16 protein-coding genes are annotated in these 17576 nt (G+C 66.3%); all 16 read right to left on the bottom strand.

Annotated elements, in window-relative coordinates; all coding sequences use genetic code 11:
• Window positions 1–127 precede the first annotated feature (127 nt).
• Window positions 128–1387 (bottom strand): cell division protein FtsA, encoded by a 1260-nt coding sequence (gene ftsA / locus FYJ91_RS09100; RefSeq protein ID WP_149521933.1) that lies wholly within the window; start codon window positions 1385–1387, stop codon window positions 128–130.
• Window positions 1387–2325, bottom strand: a complete 939-nt coding sequence (locus tag FYJ91_RS09095; protein ID WP_246152542.1) for a cell division protein FtsQ/DivIB — start codon at window positions 2323–2325, stop codon at window positions 1387–1389. Before FYJ91_RS09095 ends, ftsA begins: the two co-directional genes overlap by 1 nt.
• A gap of 47 nt (window positions 2326–2372) precedes the next feature.
• Complete coding sequence (locus tag FYJ91_RS09090; protein ID WP_149521932.1) at window positions 2373–3296, bottom strand: D-alanine--D-alanine ligase; 924 nt, start codon at window positions 3294–3296, stop codon at window positions 2373–2375.
• Complete coding sequence (gene murB / locus FYJ91_RS09085; RefSeq protein WP_181008419.1) at window positions 3293–4246, bottom strand: UDP-N-acetylmuramate dehydrogenase; 954 nt, start codon at window positions 4244–4246, stop codon at window positions 3293–3295. The genes FYJ91_RS09090 and murB overlap by 4 nt, the downstream gene beginning before the upstream one ends.
• Window positions 4243–4437, bottom strand: a complete 195-nt coding sequence (locus tag FYJ91_RS09080; RefSeq protein WP_149521931.1) for a hypothetical protein — start codon at window positions 4435–4437, stop codon at window positions 4243–4245. Before FYJ91_RS09080 ends, murB begins: the two co-directional genes overlap by 4 nt.
• Window positions 4434–5843: a UDP-N-acetylmuramate--L-alanine ligase gene (gene murC / locus FYJ91_RS09075; RefSeq protein ID WP_149521930.1), complete on the bottom strand. Its 1410-nt coding sequence runs from the start codon at window positions 5841–5843 to the stop codon at window positions 4434–4436. Before murC ends, FYJ91_RS09080 begins: the two co-directional genes overlap by 4 nt.
• Window positions 5840–7000, bottom strand: a complete 1161-nt coding sequence (murG, locus tag FYJ91_RS09070; RefSeq protein WP_149521929.1) for an undecaprenyldiphospho-muramoylpentapeptide beta-N-acetylglucosaminyltransferase — start codon at window positions 6998–7000, stop codon at window positions 5840–5842. Before murG ends, murC begins: the two co-directional genes overlap by 4 nt.
• Entirely contained in the window at window positions 6997–8226 is a 1230-nt protein-coding gene (locus FYJ91_RS09065) for an FtsW/RodA/SpoVE family cell cycle protein (RefSeq protein WP_149521928.1), read from the bottom strand. Before FYJ91_RS09065 ends, murG begins: the two co-directional genes overlap by 4 nt.
• Window positions 8223–9521 carry a UDP-N-acetylmuramoyl-L-alanine--D-glutamate ligase gene (gene murD / locus FYJ91_RS09060; RefSeq protein ID WP_149521927.1) on the bottom strand — a complete coding sequence of 433 codons (1299 nt, stop codon included), beginning with the start codon at window positions 9519–9521 and terminating at the stop codon, window positions 8223–8225. The genes FYJ91_RS09065 and murD overlap by 4 nt, the downstream gene beginning before the upstream one ends.
• A complete protein-coding gene (gene mraY / locus FYJ91_RS09055) occupies window positions 9518–10588 on the bottom strand; it encodes a phospho-N-acetylmuramoyl-pentapeptide-transferase (protein WP_149521926.1) in 1071 nt (356 codons plus the stop codon). The genes murD and mraY overlap by 4 nt, the downstream gene beginning before the upstream one ends.
• Window positions 10588–11982, bottom strand: coding sequence for a UDP-N-acetylmuramoyl-tripeptide--D-alanyl-D-alanine ligase (locus tag FYJ91_RS09050; protein ID WP_149521925.1), 1395 nt, complete (start codon window positions 11980–11982; stop codon window positions 10588–10590). The genes mraY and FYJ91_RS09050 overlap by 1 nt, the downstream gene beginning before the upstream one ends.
• Before the next feature lie 112 nt (window positions 11983–12094).
• Entirely contained in the window at window positions 12095–13522 is a 1428-nt protein-coding gene (locus FYJ91_RS09045; RefSeq protein WP_149521924.1) for a UDP-N-acetylmuramoyl-L-alanyl-D-glutamate--2,6-diaminopimelate ligase, read from the bottom strand.
• Window positions 13500–15263 carry a peptidoglycan D,D-transpeptidase FtsI family protein gene (locus tag FYJ91_RS09040; RefSeq protein WP_149521923.1) on the bottom strand — a complete coding sequence of 588 codons (1764 nt, stop codon included), beginning with the start codon at window positions 15261–15263 and terminating at the stop codon, window positions 13500–13502. Before FYJ91_RS09040 ends, FYJ91_RS09045 begins: the two co-directional genes overlap by 23 nt.
• Window positions 15260–15925, bottom strand: a complete 666-nt coding sequence (locus FYJ91_RS09035) for a hypothetical protein (RefSeq protein ID WP_149521922.1) — start codon at window positions 15923–15925, stop codon at window positions 15260–15262. Before FYJ91_RS09035 ends, FYJ91_RS09040 begins: the two co-directional genes overlap by 4 nt.
• Complete coding sequence (gene rsmH, locus FYJ91_RS09030) at window positions 15922–16884, bottom strand: 16S rRNA (cytosine(1402)-N(4))-methyltransferase RsmH (protein ID WP_149521921.1); 963 nt, start codon at window positions 16882–16884, stop codon at window positions 15922–15924. The genes FYJ91_RS09035 and rsmH overlap by 4 nt, the downstream gene beginning before the upstream one ends.
• Window positions 16881–17405, bottom strand: a complete 525-nt coding sequence (locus tag FYJ91_RS09025) for a division/cell wall cluster transcriptional repressor MraZ (RefSeq protein ID WP_149521920.1) — start codon at window positions 17403–17405, stop codon at window positions 16881–16883. Before FYJ91_RS09025 ends, rsmH begins: the two co-directional genes overlap by 4 nt.
• Window positions 17406–17576: the final 171 nt, after the last annotated feature.

The following is a 17576-nucleotide window of genomic DNA, read 5'->3' as shown; positions in this document are numbered from 1 at the left end:
AAATCACTATGTTTGAATCTTGCCCCAACCGATTCGGCGAATCACGCGAAAAGTTTGGGACAGGTCAATTTTCAAGGTTAACGGAACCACCGACGGGGTCGCCCGTTGTGGCCGCCCCGAAACGCTTTCAGTAACCCTGCTTGAACGCCGATACCATCCGCTGAAACAGCCCGCCCGCCGCCGTCCGGTGGACGGTCTGCGGCTCGAGCGAAATCTGGCGCAGATCGATCGGATTGCTCGCCGCGACCATCGCCAGGCCCGAAAGCGTCGCGAAGGCCGGACCGCCATGCGCGTCGGGCAATCCCGCAAGCCCGCGCGGGCGACCGATCCGCACCGTGCGGCCCAGCACGCCCTGCGCATAATCGGCGATGCCCTTGAGCTCGGCGCCTCCGCCGGTCAGCACCACCTGACGCCCGACGGGCCCGGTATAGCCGAGTTCGGTCAGCGCCTTGGACACCGCATCCATCCAATGATCGAGGCGCAGGCGGATGACCTGGATCAGCTGCGCGCGGCTGATCCGCGGCGGTTCGAAGCCGTCGCCCTCATCCGCCGCGCCGATGTCGATCATCTCATGCGTGTCGCGCGGGGAGTTCTGCGCCGATCCGTGAAAGCATTTCAGCCGCTCGGCCTGCGCGCGACGGATCGAGAAGGCCGACGCGATATCGTCGGTGATGTCGGCGGCGCCCATCGCCAGCGAGGAGAGTCCGACCAGCAGACCGCCCGCGAACAGCGACACGTTGGTTACGCCTGCGCCCATTTCGACCAGCGCGATGCCCATTTCCTTGTCCTCGTCGGTGAGGCAGGCGGCGCCCGTCGCGATCGGCGACGCGACGATCGATTTGACGCCCAGATGCGCCGAACGGACGCACAAAGCGAGGTTGCGGACGGGCGAAGGCTCCGCCGCGACGACGTGGATTTCGACGCCGAGCCTATCGGCATGGAGACCGAGCGGGCTCTTCACGCCGGTGAGGCCGTCGAGCGTGTAGAGGGTCGGCTGCGCGTGGAGGACCATGCGGCCATCGGGATTGAGCGAGCGACGGCCCTGCTTGAGCAGGTTGTCGATATCCTCCTGCTCGACCTGAACCCCGCCCAGATCGACCTCGACCTGCGCCACGTCGCTGACGAGACCACCGGCCGAGAAGCTGACCCAGACATGGTCGATATTGGTGCGCGCGATCGTCTCGGCCTGCTCGACCGCTTCGCGGATCGCGGCCTCGGTGCCCTCCATGTCGGCGATGTAGCCGCGCTTGACGCCACGGCTCTCGCGCTGGCCGGTGCCGAGCACCTCGAGATCCCCGGTCTCGGTTCGGCGCGCGATCAGGGCCGACACCTTCGAGGTGCCGATATCGAGCGCGGTGATCAGGGCATCGTTGCGATTTTGCGCCATCAGGTTGTGACCGTATTAGCAGGCGGGGAAACGGGGGCGGAGACCGGTGCGGTCTGGAGCGGCGGCGGCGTCTGGATAGCCGGCGCAACTGGTGGAGGCGCCGGCGCGTCGATCTGCCCGCCTGGCTCGCGCGCCATGCGGACGACGGTGCGCGTCGGATCGCGCATGTCGATGCCGACGATGCCGCGGCCGAGCAGATGGCTCTGCTTGTCCTTGCGCGCGAACCAGGCGAGCGCCTTGATCGCTTCGCCATCGCCTTCGGGCAGCTTCAGCGTCTCGCCCGACTGGAAGATGATGTCCCAGCGGCGCGAGCCCTGCCACACCGATGCGGTGATCAGGGGCTTGAGCGCGGGCTGCGTATCGAGCAACGCCGTCAGCGCCTCGACCTGGCGGCGCGCACCGGGGCCGACCACGACGGGCAGGTCGGGCATCGCGCGATCGTCGACCGGCGCGATCTCCGTCCCCATCCGATCGACCAGGACAAGGCGACCGCGATATTGCCAGATGGCGGCGGGCACCCGCTCGACGATGTCGACCACGAGCGTATCGGGCAGGCGGCGCGAAATGCGCGCGTCAGCGATCCAGCCGAGCTTCATCAGTTCGGATCGCGTGCCGGTCAGGTCGACCAGCGGCATCGCGCGCGACTGCTGGCTCATCGCGATATCATAGACGACATCGGCATCGGCGCGCTTGCGGTTGAGGATTTCGACATGGCGGACGGTGAAGCCCGCCTCGCCGATCGCGCCTGCCGTCGCAGCCCACGCCATCTGCGGAATGCCCATGGCAACAACGCCCATCACCAGCCCGCCGAAGACGAGCAGGCCGAGAGTCCAATTGCCCATCGTGCGCAGCGCGTCGCGCGGCACGGGGATCTGCGCGACCGCCCGATCGAGCGCGGAGCCGCGCCGCTTGGGCGCTGGACGCTTAGCCGTCGTCACGCGGGGGCGCCGGTCCGCACCTTTGGCACTGCGGGCCGGCCGCGCGCTCATAGGGCGTCCTCGACGATGGCCTGCACCAGTTCGGCGTAGGTCATGCCGACATGCTTGGCCTGTTCGGGAACGAGGCTGAGCGGGGTCATGCCCGGCTGCGTGTTGACTTCGAGCAGATACAGTCCCGCTTCCCCCTGTTCGTCATCCCAACGGAAGTCCGAACGCGAGGTTCCCTTGCAGCCCAGCAGGCGGTGCGCATCCAGCGCCATCTTCATCGCCGACGCCTCGATGTCCGCCGGGATCTTCGCGGGGCAGACATGGGTGGTCAGGCCATCGGTGTACTTGGCTTCGTAATCGTAGAAGCCGCTGGTCGGCACCAGTTCGGTAACGCACAGCGCACGATCGCCCAGCACCGCGACCGTCAGTTCGCGCCCCTTGATGAAGGGTTCGGCGAGCAAAGTATCGAAGCGCTGCCACGGCCCATGCGCGTCGCGATGGATCGGCGTGCCGTGATTGTCGCGATCCTTGACGATCGCGACGCCGACCGACGAACCTTCGTTGACCGGCTTCAACACATAAGGCCGCGGAATCGGATCGGACTCGTACAGGCTCTCGCTGTCGACGATCTTGCCCTCGGGCATACGGATGCCGTGGGGGACAAGCTGCTGCTTGGTCAGCTCCTTGTCGATCGCGATGACCGAGGTGGTAAGGCCCGAATGGGTATATTTGATCCCCATCAGGTCCATCAGACCCTGAACGGTGCCATCCTCCCCCGGCGTGCCGTGGAGCGCGTTGAACACGACGTCGGGCTTCGCCTCGTGCAGCTTGATCGCGACGTCATGGCCCATGTCGATCCGCGTGACCTTGTGGCCCAGCGTCTCGAGCGCATCGGCGACACCGTTGCCCGACGTCAGCGACACGTCGCGCTCGGACGACCAGCCGCCCATGAGGACCGCGATATGGAGAGTAGCGTGGCTCATGCGGGCACCCCCACGGGCTTTTTGCTGGCGTCGTCGGCAAACATGCCGACGCGCTGTATTTCCCACTCCAGCGTCACGCCCGAATGTGCCTTCACCTTGTCCCTTACCTCTTCGCCCAGCGCCTCGATATCGGCGCTCGTCGCCGAGCCGAGGTTGAGCAGGAAATTGCAGTGCTTCTCGGAAACCTGCGCATCGCCGCGCGTCAGGCCGCGACAGCCCGCCGCATCGACGAGCGCCCACGCCTTGTGGCCTTCGGGATTCTTGAAGGTCGAACCGCCGGTCTTGGAGCGGAGCGGCTGCGATGCTTCGCGCTCGGCGGCAATACGGTCCATCTCGGCCTGGATCATGGCGGCCTCGGCAGGGTTGCCGCGCAAGGTCGCCGAAATCACGATCGCGCCGTCAGGCAGCGCGCTGTGGCGGTAGGTGTAACCGAGATCGGCGAGCGACAGCGTCCGGCGTTCGCCCGATCGCAGCACGACTTCCGCCTCGAGCAGCACGTCCTTGACCTCGCGGCCATAAGCGCCGCCGTTCATGCGAACGAAGCCGCCGACCGTGCCCGGGATCGATCGCAGGAATTCGACCCCGCCGATCCCTGCGTCGCGCGCGGTGGAAGAAACGAGGATCCCGCTCGCCCCGCCCCCGCAGCGCAAGGTCACGTCATCGAGACGCTCGCACTTGGCGAACGCCTTGCCGAGCCGGACGACCACGCCCGGCACGCCGCCGTCGCGGACGATCAGGTTGGAGCCAAGACCGAGGCCCATCACCGGCGTCGCTGGATCGAGCCCTTCAAGAAAATCGCACAGATCGTCGGCGTCGGCCGGCTCGAACAGCCATTCGGCCGAACCGCCGCTCTTGAACCAGACGAGCGGCGCCAGCGGCGCGCCGGCCGTCAGTCGCCCGCGAACGGGCGGCATGACGGTATCGGTCGCGGCGCCGGCGGCTGCCATCATCCCCTGGGCGTCCACAAGGCGAGCCAGCCTTCCCAGGCCTTCACCTGCGCATCACCGATCTGGCGCGCGGTTTCGGCCGCACCGCTGAACGGCGTGTTGCCCATCGCCCGAAAGGCGGTGTCGAGGTTCTGCTTGTGGAGGTGGAGCGCCTGCTCCTGCAACTTCACCCAGGTGCCGAAATAGTCGGTCATTTCACCTTCTCCTTCGCAATCGCGTCGGCGAGGCCGGCGGCCCATTTGGTGATGTCGCCGGCGCCGAGGCAGATGACCATGTCGTCCGCCTGAACGCTATCCGCAAGAGCCGCTGCCAACGCGTCGGCCCCTTCGATCACCTGCGCGGCGCGGTGTCCGCGCTGCTTGAGGCCGCTGACGAGGGCGGCGGCATCGACCCCCTCGATCGGCTGCTCGCCCGCCGGATAGACCGGGGCGACATAGACGATGTCGGCATCGTTGAACGCGGTCTGAAAATCGACCATCAGGTCGCGCAGGCGAGTGTAGCGATGCGGCTGAACGACTGCGATCACGCGGTTCTTCGCGCCTTCGCGCGCGGCGGCCAGCACCGCGCGGATCTCGACCGGATGATGGCCGTAATCGTCGATGATGGTCACGCCATCGACCTCACCAACTTTGGTGAAGCGGCGCTTGACGCCTCCGAACTTGGCGAAGCCACCCGCGATGATATCGTCCGAAATGCCCATCTCCAGCGCGACGCCGATCGCGGCGAGTGCGTTCTGGACATTGTGACGGCCGGGCATCGGCATATTGACGCCCTCGATCCGGCGCAGATTGCCGTCGCGGTCGCGGATCACGACGTCGAACTGGTTGCCGCCGGGAACGGGCGTGACATTGTCGCCGCGCACATCGGCCTGCGCCGAGAAACCATAGGTCACGACCTTGCGATCGCGCACGCGCGGAATGATCGCCTGCACTTCGGGGTGGTCGATGCACAGCAAAGCCGCGCCGTAGAAGGGGACGTTCTCGACGAACTCGACGAAGCAGTCCTTCACCTTCTCGAACGAGCCATAATGGTCGAGATGTTCGGGATCGATGTTGGTCACGACCGCGATCGTGCCGTCGAGGCGCAGGAAGCTGCCGTCGCTCTCGTCGGCTTCGACCACCATCCAGTCGGACGCGCCGAGGCGGGCGTTCGAACCGTAGCTGTTGATGATGCCGCCGTTGATTACGGTGGGATCGACCCCGCCCGCGTCGAGCAAAGCGGCGACCATCGACGTCGTCGTGGTCTTGCCGTGGGTGCCCGCGATCGCGACGGTCGACTTGAGCCGCATCAGTTCGGCCAGCATTTCGGCGCGGCGGACGACGGGAATGCGCTTTTCGAGCGCGAGTTCGACTTCCGGATTGCCGCGCTTGATCGCGGTCGATGTGACGACGACGGCGGCATCGCCGAGGTTCTCGGCCTTGTGGCCGATCATCACCTTGATGCCCTTGGCGCGCAGCCCTTCGACCACATAGCCTTCGGCGACGTCGCTGCCCTGAACCTTATAGCCCAGATTGGCCATGACCTCGGCGATGCCGGACATGCCGATCCCGCCGATGCCGATGAAATGGATGGTGCCGATGTCGGTCGCGACGCCCTTCATGCGAACGCGCCCTTCAGGGGCCGAAGCTCAAGATTTTCCACAGGGATAGGGTCCATGATCGGTTGGCGGCCGATGCTCTCCACCAGATCGGCGAGATCCTCGGCCGCGTTGGGCCTGCCGACGCCATAAGAACGCTTGGCGGCATTGAGAAGCGCCTTCGGATCGAGCGCCAGCTTGTGCATCTGCTTCGACAGTTCCTGCGCGGTGAAGTTCGACTGCCGGATCGCGCGCGCGCCGCCTACCTCGGCCAGTTCGCGCGCATTGGCAGTCTGGTGGTCGTCGGCGGCGGACGGCAGCGGGATCAGGATGGCGGGACGGCCCGCGACCGTCACATCGGCGATCGTCGACGCGCCCGCACGCGCGATCACCAAGTGCGACCAGGCGAGCCGTTCGGGCAGATCGGTGAAATAGGTGGCGAGATCGGCGGGGATGCCCAGCACCTTATACTTGCTGCGTACCGCTTCGATATCCTCGGGCCGACACTGCTGCGTCACCTGAAGACGGCGACGGAAGGTGAGTGGGAGGAGGCCCAGCGCATCGGGCACGACGTCGGACAGGATGCTCGCGCCCTGGCTGCCACCCGTCACCAGCAGGCGGAAGATGCCGTCAGGGCCAAGATCGGGAAACGGCGCGTTGCGGATTTCGCGGACGATCGCGCGGACCGGATTGCCGACGAGGTGGGTCTTCGCATCGAACTTGGGGTTGAGCCGCTCGACATTGGGATAGGCGGTCGCGATCCCCGTCACCTTGCCCGCGACCAGCCGGTTGACCCGGCCCAGCACGGCATTCTGTTCGTGGATCAAGGTCGGCACGCGATTCTTGAACGCCGCGCGCAGCGCCGGAAGCGCCGGATAGCCGCCGAAGCCGACAACGGCGGCCGGATCGAACGTCTCGTACAACTGGCGCGACATGGCGGTGCCAGCGCGGATATCCTTCCACGCCTTCCACATCGCCATGATGCCGCCCCCCAGCCGGCCGGCCGGGATGATATGGGTCTGGACGCCGTCGAACAGGCCGGGGATCCGCGCGCCGCGTTCGTCGGTGACGAGCGCAACGCGGTGGCCACGGCGCATCAGCTCACCCGCCAGCGCGTGCGCGGGAACCATGTGCCCGCCAGTGCCGCCGGCGGCCAGGACGAAATGACGTACGATACTCATCGCGGATTCCAGCGCACCGTGTAGCTCGATTCCTTGAGGTGGGGATTCTCGCGGGTGAAGGCGAGCAGCAGCCCGAAGCCGATCGACAGCGCGATCATCGATGAACCGCCATAGCTGATGAAGGGCAGGGTCATGCCCTTCGACGGCGCCAGCCCGACGTTGACCAGCATGTTGATCAGCGCCTGGAGCCCGAACTGCGCAACGAGACCGGCGCCAGCGTAGAGCAGGAAATCATCCTCTTCGCGCAGCAGGCGGGTGCACACGCGCGCGACGATCGCGAGGTAGAGGCACGCGATCGCGATGCAGGCGATCAGGCCGAACTCCTCCCCGATCACCGAGAAGATATAGTCGGTGTGCGGTTCGGGCAGCGAGAACTTCGCCGTGCCCGCGCCGGGGCCGGTGCCCAACAGGCCGCCATGCGTGATCGTGTCGTGCGCGCGATCCATCTGAAACGTGTCGCCCTGCTTGAACAGGAACTTGTCGATGCGCGCCGTCGCGACCGGATAGAAGAAATAGGCGGCTAGGACGGCGACGAAGCCCCCCGCGCCCAGCATGCCCAGCGCCCTCATCGACGCGCCCGACAGCATCAGCAGGATGATCCACACCGACACGAAGATTACCGTCTGCCCGAAATCGGGTTGGAGCATCAGCAGCACGGCGATCGAGCCGACCACGCCGGCCGAAATCAGCGTGAAGGGAAGGCCGGGATTCTTGGATCGCAGAGAGAACAACCAGGCCATCGCGACCACGAAGAGCGGCTTCAGGAACTCGGAAGGCTGGAGCCGCGCGGGTCCGCCGAACGAGATCCAGCGGGTCGCGCCGTTCGTCGTGCTGCCGAGCACCGGCACCAGCGCCAGCAGGACGAAGAAGATGCCCGCGCCGATCAGTGCGCAGCGCCGCGCAACCTTCTGCGGCAGCATCGAGACACCGACCATGATCGGCGCCGAAACGACCATCCAGCCGAGCTGCATCCAGAAATAGTAGCGCGCGGCGACGACGTGCCCCGCGCCCGAATAGCGCACGGCAGCGGCAGGCGCGGCGGCCGCGACCGCGATCAACCCGACGCCGATCAGCATCGTCACGAGCAGCAGCAGGACGCGATCGATTTCCCAGAACCAGCGCGCAAGCGGCGTGTTCGACCCGCGCCCGACGCGCGAACGCCGGATCGCAGGTTTCTTACGCCGCACAGGGACCGTGGAATCGAGGAGCGCCACCACGCTGGTCATAAGCCAAGCCCCTCCACCGCGCTACGGAAAGCGGCTCCGCGCGCTTCATAATCGGTGAACTGATCGAACGACGCGCAGGCCGGCGACAGCAGCACCACCTCGCCGGGTTTCGCGGCGGCGGCGGCGTCCTTTACGGCCTGCGCCAGCGTGATGCTTTCGGTCACGGGCTTGCCCGCCTCGCCGAGAATGCGGGCATACATCGGCCCCGCATCACCGATCGTATAGGCCGCGACGACATGGCCGAACTGCGGCGCACAATCTTCGAGATCGTCGGTCTTGGGCACGCCGCCCAGGATCCAGTGGATCTTCGGATAGGCGGCGAGCGCCGGCGAGGTCGCCGTCGCGTTCGTCGCCTTGCTGTCGTTGACGTAGAGTACGCCGCCGATCTCGGCGATCCGCTCCATCCGGTGCGGCAGGCCCGGATAGGTGGCGAGACCCTTGGCAATCGCCTCTTCACCGATGCCCAGCGCGCGCGCGGTCGCGATCGCGATGATCGCATTCTGGGCGTTGTGCGGCCCCTGCAGCGCCGGCCAATCGGACTGGTCCGCGACATCGGCCGCCTTCACGCGAACCACCGGATCTTGCGCGCGCGTCGCGAGCAGGCTGGTGGCGATGGCGCGGGTCGGTTCGTCGTCGACAGCGATCACCGCGACATGATCGGGCGACTGCATCGAAAACAGCTCGGCCTTGGCGCGGGCATAACCTTCGAACCCGTCATAGCGATCGAGATGGTCGGGGGTAATGTTGGTCAGCACCGCGACATCGCAATCGAGGCTGCGGGTCAGATCGATCTGGTAGCTCGACAGTTCGAGGACATAGACCCCGCCAGCGGCAAGCGGATCGCGCGACAGGATCGGCAGGCCGATATTCCCGCCCATCAGCACCGGCACGCCCGCCGTCCCGACAATATGCGTGATCAGCGCTGTGGTGGTCGACTTGCCGTTGGTGCCGGTGATGCCGACGACCTTGTGCGTGGGCAGCGCCGCGCGGGCCTGCGCGAACAGTTCGATATCGCCGACCACGGGTACGCCGAACCTGCGTGCGTGCGCGACGATCGGATGCTTGTTCAGCGGCACGCCCGGCGACACCACGACGCCGGCATAGCCGGTCAGGTCGATCTCCAGCGGATCGGCCAGCGTCACGCGAGGATCGGCCTTCGCCCGGGCCTCATCCTTCCCATCCCACGCCGTCACGTCCGCGCCGCTCGCGAGCAGCGCGTCGACGGTCGCCAGACCCGACCGGGCGAGGCCCAATACGGCATAGCGTTTACCGGCGAAGGCGGGGGAGGTGATCACCGCAGCTTCAGCGTCGCGAGGCCCGCGAGCGCGAGCACGAAACTGATGATCCAGAAGCGGATCACCACGGTCGGCTCGCTCCAGCCAAGCTGTTCGAAATGGTGGTGGATCGGCGCCATGCGGAAGATGCGCTTGCCGGTCCTCTTATAGAAGAAGACCTGCAGGATCACCGACACCGTCTCCATCACGAAGAGGCCGCCGACGATCCCCAGCACGATTTCGTGATGCGCGACGACCGCGATCGTGCCGAGTGCGCCACCGAGCGCGAGGCTGCCCGTATCGCCCATGAACACGGCCGCAGGGGGTGCGTTGAACCAGAGAAACGCCAGGCCGCCGCCGATGATCGCGGCGGTCAGGATCGTCAGATCGCCCGCCCCCGGCACATGTGGAATGCCCAGATAGCTGGCGAACACCTTGTTGCCGACCAGATAGGCGATGACGAAGAAGGCGAGGCTGGCGATAACGACCGGCATGATCGCGAGGCCGTCGAGACCGTCGGTCAGGTTCACCGCATTGCCGAACGCGACGATCGTGAACGCCGCGAACACGACATAGAACGGGCCGAGATCGATCACCGCCCCGTTATAGAACGGTACGTACAGCTCGGTCCCGTTGCCCGACACGATCAACCAGCTCGCAAGGCCCGCGATCAGGAACTCGCCCGCCAGGCGAACCTTGCCCGACACGCCCTTGTGGCTGCGCTTCTTCACCTTGTCGTAATCGTCGAGAAATCCGATCAGGCCGAAGCCGACCGTGACGCCGATGCAAGCCCAGACATAGCGGTTGGCCAGATCCATCCACAGCAGCATCGATATCATCACCGAAACCAGGATCATCAGCCCGCCCATCGTGGGGGTGCCGACCTTGGCTAAATGGGTTTGCGGCCCGTCGGCGCGGATCGGCTGCCCCTTGCCCTGCTTGACACGCAGCCAGCCGATGAAGCGCGGGCCGATGACGAGCCCGATGAACAACGCCGTGACCGCCGCCGCGCCCGCACGGAAGGTGAGGTATCGAATGAGATTCAGCAGCCCTGGAAACCCGAGCTGATCGGCCAGCAAATAAAGCATCAGATCCTTCCGCCCGACAGAGCCCCGCTCCGCAGCCTTTCGACCACGCGCGACAGCCCGATCGCGTTCGACCCCTTGATGAGAATGGCATCGCCCGGCGAAATCAGCCCCGAAAGGGACTCGATCGCCGCCGAAGCGTCGGGCACATGCGCGAAGTCGATCCGCCCTTCAAGCGCATTTGCGAGGGCCGCCATTTCGGGTCCGACGAGCAGCGCATAACCCACGTCGGCCGCCATCAGCGGATCGAGCAGGCCGGCATGATATCCGGGCGCCCCCTGCCCCAACTCGCGCATCTCGCCCAGCACGACGACGCGGCGATCAGCCGGCTCCTCGCCCAGCATGCGGATCGTCGCCGCCATCGAGGCGGGGTTGGCATTGTAGCTTTCGTCGATGATCAGCGCTTCGCCGTCGCCGACGGGCACGATGCTGCGCTCGCCGCGTCCGGGGAGCCCCGGCATCTCGGCAAAGGCAAGGCCGGCCGCGGCGAGATCGCCGCCCACCGCCCAGACGGCCGCAATCACCGCCATAGCGTTCGACACCCAATGGTCGCCCGGTGGCGCCACCGTGAAGGTCAGTTCCGCGTCGGGCAGGATCAGCGAGCACAGCGTGCCGCCCGGCTGGCGATGTTCGTCGCACAAGGTGATGTCGGCCGCCTCATCGCGCCCGAAGGTGACGATACGCGCCGCATAAGGCCGCGCCGCTGCGATCAACCGGTCTCGGTGCGGGCTGTCATAGGGAATGATCGCGATGCCGCCGGGCTCGAGCCCTTCGAAGATTTCGCCCTTGGCGTCGGCGATCGCGGCTTCGCTGGCGAAATGCGCGCTGTGTGCGGGAGCGATCGCGGTGACGATCGCGACATGCGGACGGACGAGCCGGGTCAGTTCCGAAAGTTCGCCCGCATGGTTCATTCCCATTTCGAAGATGCCGTAGCGGGTCGATGCCGGCATCCGCGCAAGGCTGAGCGGTACGCCGGTGTGATTGTTGTAGCTTTTGACCGAACGATGCGCCTGTCCGGGGTTCGGGCGGTCGAGGCAGGCGAACAGGGCCTCCTTGGTACCGGTCTTGCCGACCGAACCGGTCACGCCGATCACCTTGCCGTTCATCCGCGCGCGTGCCGCCACGGCGAGCGCATCGAGCGCGGCGGTGGTATCGGCAACGCGCACATGTGGCCCGACGCAGGCATCGGAGACGATCGCGCCCGCCGCACCGCCCGCAAACGCCTTGTCGAGAAAGCGGTGGCCGTCGGTCGCCTCACCCTTCATCGCCACGAACAGGTCGCCGGGGCCGATCTCACGGCTGTCGAACGCGACGCCATTCGCATCGAACGCGCCGAACACCTCGCCATCGGTGGCGGCGGCGATATCGAACGCGGTCCAGAGGGGGAGCTTGGTCATCCTTCAACCCCTCCGTTCGTGTCGAGCGAAGTCGAGACACATTGGCTGGGCGCTTGGGAACATGTCTCGACTTCGCTCGACACGAACGGATTGGGGAGGAGAGCAAGCCGCATCACGCCGCGCACTCCCGCACCACGGTCACGTCGTCGAAGGGAAGGATGCGGTCACCCACGATCTGGCCCTGTTCGTGCCCCTTGCCCGCGACGAGAACGATGTCGCCCGCCCCCGCCTCGGCCATAGCCGCCGCGATGGCCGAGCGGCGGTCGCCGATCTCGGTCGCCTTGGGCGCACCCGCCAGCACATCTCGGCGGATCGCGGCGGGATCTTCGGAGCGCGGATTGTCGTCAGTGACGATAACGTGATCGGCAAGCCGCGCGGCGACTTCGGCCATCAGCGGGCGCTTGCCGGTGTCACGGTCGCCACCCGCGCCGAACACGACGATCAGGCGCTTGTCGGTGTGCGGGCGCAGCGCCTGGATCGCGGCTTCGAGGCCGTCGGGCGTATGCGCATAATCGACGTAAGCTGGAGCGCCGGCGCGATTGATCGCCGCGCGCTCCAGCCGTCCGCGCACGGGGGCAACGCGCGCGAGAGAGGTGAAAACCTGATCGACCGATCCGCCGGTCGCGATGACGAGGCCCGCCGCGACCAGCGAGTTGGCGGCCTGATAGGCGCCGATCAGCGGCAGCTTGAGTTCGCGGGGCTTGCCGTCGACTTCGATGATGAGCGTCTGGCCGAGCGCGGTCGGTGTGCGATCGAGCAGGCGCAGCGTCTCGCCCGTCTCGCCAACCGAGATCAGCCGCAGCCCGCGCGCCTTCACCGCATCGATCACCTTGGTCGACCAGATATCGTCGGCCCAGACGACCGCCGCGCCATCGGGCTCGATCACGTCGGTGAAAAGCCGCAGCTTGGCCGCGAAATACTCCTCCATCGTGCCGTGATAATCGAGGTGATCGCGGCTGAGATTGGTGAAGGCGCCCGCGCGGACCGGCAGGCCCTCGGTACGATATTGCGACAGACCGTGGCTCGATGCCTCGAAGGCGGCGTGGGTCACCCCTTCCTTCTTCAGCCCCGCCATGTTCGACAGGAAGGTGACGATGTCGGGCGTGGTCAGCCCGGTCGAAACCTGATCGTCCGCCGTGGTGACGCCCAAAGTCCCGATCGACGCGGCGTGGAAGCCCGCCATACGCCACAGCTGGCGCGTCAGTTCGACGGTCGAGGTCTTGCCGTTGGTGCCGGTGACGGCGACGGTAGTGTCGGGGAAAGGCGCGAAGAACTTCGCCGCCAGCCGGGCGAATGCCTGGCGCGGCTCGGCGTCGGCGACGTGAATCGCGCCTTCGACCTTGACCTCGGGTGCCGCAACGACTGCGATGGCGCCCGACGCGATCGCCTCGGCAATGAAATCCTCACCGTTGAAGCGCGCACCCTTGAACGCGCCGAACACGGTGCCCGGCGCGACTTTGCGGTGATCGATGGCGAAACCCGTCACGCTGACATCAGCGGCGGATCCCTCCACGGTCTCAATCAGGTGCTTCACCCGCATGCTTTTCCACTTTGATGTAGGGCATCAGATCGGTGACATCGACGTCGCGGCTGGCATCCGGCATCACGCCAAGCAACGGGCCGATCCGCGCAATGACCTTCTTGATCGCGGGCGCCACCGTCCAGGCGGCGGTGCGGAAACCATAAGTGTCGGCGGTGCCGTGCGGCTCGTCGAGCGTGCCGATCAGAACATAGCGCGGCTGATCCATCGGGAACACCGCCGCGAAGGTGACGAGCAGCGAATTGCGGATGTAACGACCGTGCAGGTTCTTTTCGGCGGTACCCGTCTTGCCGCCGACGCGCAGCCCTTCGACATTCGCGGCCTTGCCGGTGCCTTGGGTGACGACGAGACGCATCATCTGCCGCATCCGCGCGCTGGTCGCTTCGCTGATCACGCGACGGCCGGGCACCTGCGCGCCGGGTTCGACCTTGAGCATCGTCGCGTTGCGGAAGGTACCACCGTTGACCAGTGCCGCATAAGCATTGGCAAGGTGGAGCGGCGTCACCGCGATGCCGTGGCCATAAGCGGTGGTCATCACCGTGGTCCGCGCCCAGAAACCGGGCCAGATCGGCTTGGCCGCACCGCGAAGCTCGATATCGACCGGCTTGTCAAAACCCAGCTCGCGGAAGAAGTGCGACGTACGCTCCTGACCCAATTCGTCCGCGATCCGCGCGGTGCCGATGTTCGACGAGTGGATCAGGATTTCAGGCGTCGTCATCCAGCGGTTCTGAGGGTGATCGTCGCGGATCTTGAAGCCGCCGACCATCAGCGGCGCGGTCGCATCATATTTGCGACCCATATCGGTGATGACGCCCTTTTCGATCGCGTTGGCGACCGTGATCATCTTGAAGGTCGAACCCAGTTCGAACACCGATTTGATCGCGCGGTTGAAACGCGCGTCCGGCTGGCGCTCGTCCTGGCTGACGGGGGTGCGGCCCGGCGCATTGGGATTGAAGGTGGGCAGCGACGCCATCGCCAACACCTCACCGGTGCGCACATCGAGGACGATGCCCGCCGCGCCAACCGCGCTATGCTTCACCATCTGCGCGTAGAGCGCGCTTTCCATCGCCGCCTGTACGCGGCTGTCGATCGACAGAGCGACGGGCGCGCCGTTGCGGGTGGTCAGATCCTTCTGTAGCGATGCCTCCATCCCCGACACGGGCGTCTTGCCGTCGAGATCGAGATAGCCGAGCACCTGCGCGCCGAGCGTGCCCTGCGGATAGAAGCGCTCTGACTCGCGGCCCAACTGAAAAGCGGGCTCGCCGAGCGTATTGATCGCCGACACCGTTTCGGGGACGGCATTGCGCTTCAGATAAACGAACGGCCCGCGGGTCGGCTTGCCGTCCTTGCGAGGTTTGGCTTTGCGCGGGTTGAGCAGGGCGCGATATTGCGCCTGCGTCTTGCCCGGAATGATGCGCGCAAGTTCGGCGGCCAGATGATCGCGATCGCCGATGATCTGGTTCGGGAAGATACCGATCGACCAGTTCTTGATCGTCGAGGCGAGGACGATCCCGTTGCGATCGGTGATCATCCCGCGCGGCCCCACGGCCGCGACCGAGGCGCCGCCATCGCGGAAGTTCGCCACGGCGAGATAGAGCAGGCGGGATGCGATCACCGCCGTCACAAGGGCGAAGGCGGTCAGCAGGAAGATCAGCCGCTGCTGCGCGACGCGGATCGTTTCCGCGGTGCGGACGGGTGCGCGCGAACGCGGAAGATCGGCCGAGAGGGCCGCTGTGGTCACGGCCGCGCCTTGCGGGCGGGCTTGGCATCTCCGGTGATGTCGGCGAGCCAGGCATCGTCGAGGCTGGTCTTCTTCTTGGCGGCGGGCTTCGCGGCAGGGGACACCGCCGCGACCTTGCGCAGCGATGCCTCATGGATCGCCGAAGGCGCGGCGGGTGCCATTGCCTGCGGCCTGGCCTGCACGAAGCTGGCCGAGCGCAGCGTCGGCTGCGGCTCAGGCGCAGAGGCGAGCGTGACCTGCGGCGGAGGCGCTGCGTGAACGACCGGCGGGGTTGAAACCGGGACCGGCGCGGGCGCGGCGACAGCCGGCGCGCTCGGCACGTCGAGGCTCGCCTGACGGACCGGATTGACCGCCTGCGACATGGCCGGCGTGTTCGGTTCGAGGATCGCGGCGAACTGCACGGCATTCTTGAACTGCTGCACCTTGGGCGCTTCGAGCCCATAGACGCTGATGTTCCAATGCTCGATCTGCCCCATGCCCGAACGGGTGCCGATCTCGGTCTCCAGCTGCGCGATTTCCGCCCGCGTCCGCGCGATCTCGCGATCGGTGCGGGCGAGTTCAGACCGCTTTGCGGCGACGAACTGCGACATCAGATAGAAAGCGAGGATGGCGAAACACGCCGCCCCCGTCCACACGATCGACCGAAAACGCATCGCGATCATCGTTGTGATCCTTCTTGACGGGTACGCAAATTCCACGCGGACGCGGAGGTGCGGCGGGCGACGCGCAGCGTGGCCGACCGCGAACGGGGATTACGGGCAAGCTCGGCCTCGCCGGCGCGAACCGGCTTGTCGACATCTTCGAAGCTGGGGCTTGGCCCGGAGCCACGCGCATCGGGCAGGTGACGCGAGCCAGCGGGCGTGGCGCCGCTGCGTTCACGCAGGAACCGCTTCACGATCCGATCCTCGATCGAATGGAACGACACGACCGCGAGCCGACCACCGGGGCGCAACACCTTCTCGGCCGCGGCCAGCCCCTGCTCGAGCTCGTCGAGTTCGGCATTCAGGTGGATGCGGATCGCCTGGAAGGTGCGGGTCGCGGGATCTTTCTTCTCGTGCGGGCGATGGCCCAGCGCACGACGCACGACCTCAGCCAGCTGCGACGTCCGCGTGATCGGCCGCGCCGCGACGATCGCACGGGCGACGCGACGCGAACGCGGTTCTTCGCCCAGCGTGTAGAGCACGTCGGCGATCTCTTCCTCTTCCGCCTCGTTGACGAAATCGGCGGCGCTCATGCCCGACTGCTCCATCCGCATGTCGAGCGGACCGTCTGACTGGAAGGAAAAGCCGCGATCGGCGCGATCGAGCTGCATCGATGACACGCCGATATCGAGGGTGACGCCATCGACCTGATCGACGCCGCGCTCCGCCAGCGCCTCGGCGATACGCGAGAAGCGTTCGGGGACGAGGATCAGATTGTCTTCGGACGCTTCGAGACCACGCCCCTCCGCGATCGCATCGGGATCGCGATCGAAGGCATAGACGCGTGCGCCCGTCACCAGGATCGCCCGCGTGTAGCCACCCGCACCGAACGTCCCGTCGACATGGGTCTCGCCAGCCTGCGGAGCCAGGCCGGCAATCACCTCGTCGATGAGGACGGGAATGTGGGGAGCCGCGCTCATGCCTTGGCCGCCCCGCGGCGAGACGCCTTGCCCTGCTCCATCTGGCGGATCAGCATCGGCACGTCGGCATATTCGGCCGCGAACTTTTCCGGGCTCCAGATCTGGAAGCTGTCGCCGCCGCCGAAGAACACGGCCTCGCCCTGGATGCCGGCCTCGTCCCGCAGCAGTTGCGGCAGGACCATGCGGCCCGCCTCGTCATAGGTGACGTCGGTGAACAGACCCAGGCGGCGGAAGATCTTCTTCTGGAACAGCGCCTTGGCCTTGACCTTGTCGCCTTCCGCCTCGGCCTCGCATTCGGCCATCACGTCGGACTTCACCTCGGCGATCGTGGTCGCGTCGACCACTTCGATGCAGCCGAGATCCGACGGGCTCATCTTGACGGTGCGCAGCGCTTCACCGTGGAGATCGTGGCCGGCGAAGCGGCGCTCGATCGTCGCGCGGAACGCGGAAGGCATGGAGACGCGACCCTTCTGGTCGACCCCATTCACCTGCAGACCGCTGAAATCCGCGAAAACCGCCAAGCCAAAACCCCTTGTCAGCAAGGTTCCGCCTCAGGCCCGATTTACCTCGGTCCTCGTGGCTTAGAGCGCCACGGCAGAATCCTTGCCCACCACCTGCATGAACACAGGTTTATATCGGGGCCGAAGGGGTTTCAATGGTATTTTATGGTCTAATACGGAATCTTATGGATC

This window comes from Sphingomonas montanisoli (assembly GCF_008274695.1).
GTDB classification, from domain to species: domain Bacteria; phylum Pseudomonadota; class Alphaproteobacteria; order Sphingomonadales; family Sphingomonadaceae; genus Rhizorhabdus; species Rhizorhabdus montanisoli.
Note: the sequence above shows the minus strand (reverse complement) of the source record. Positions and strands in the feature narration are given on the sequence as shown.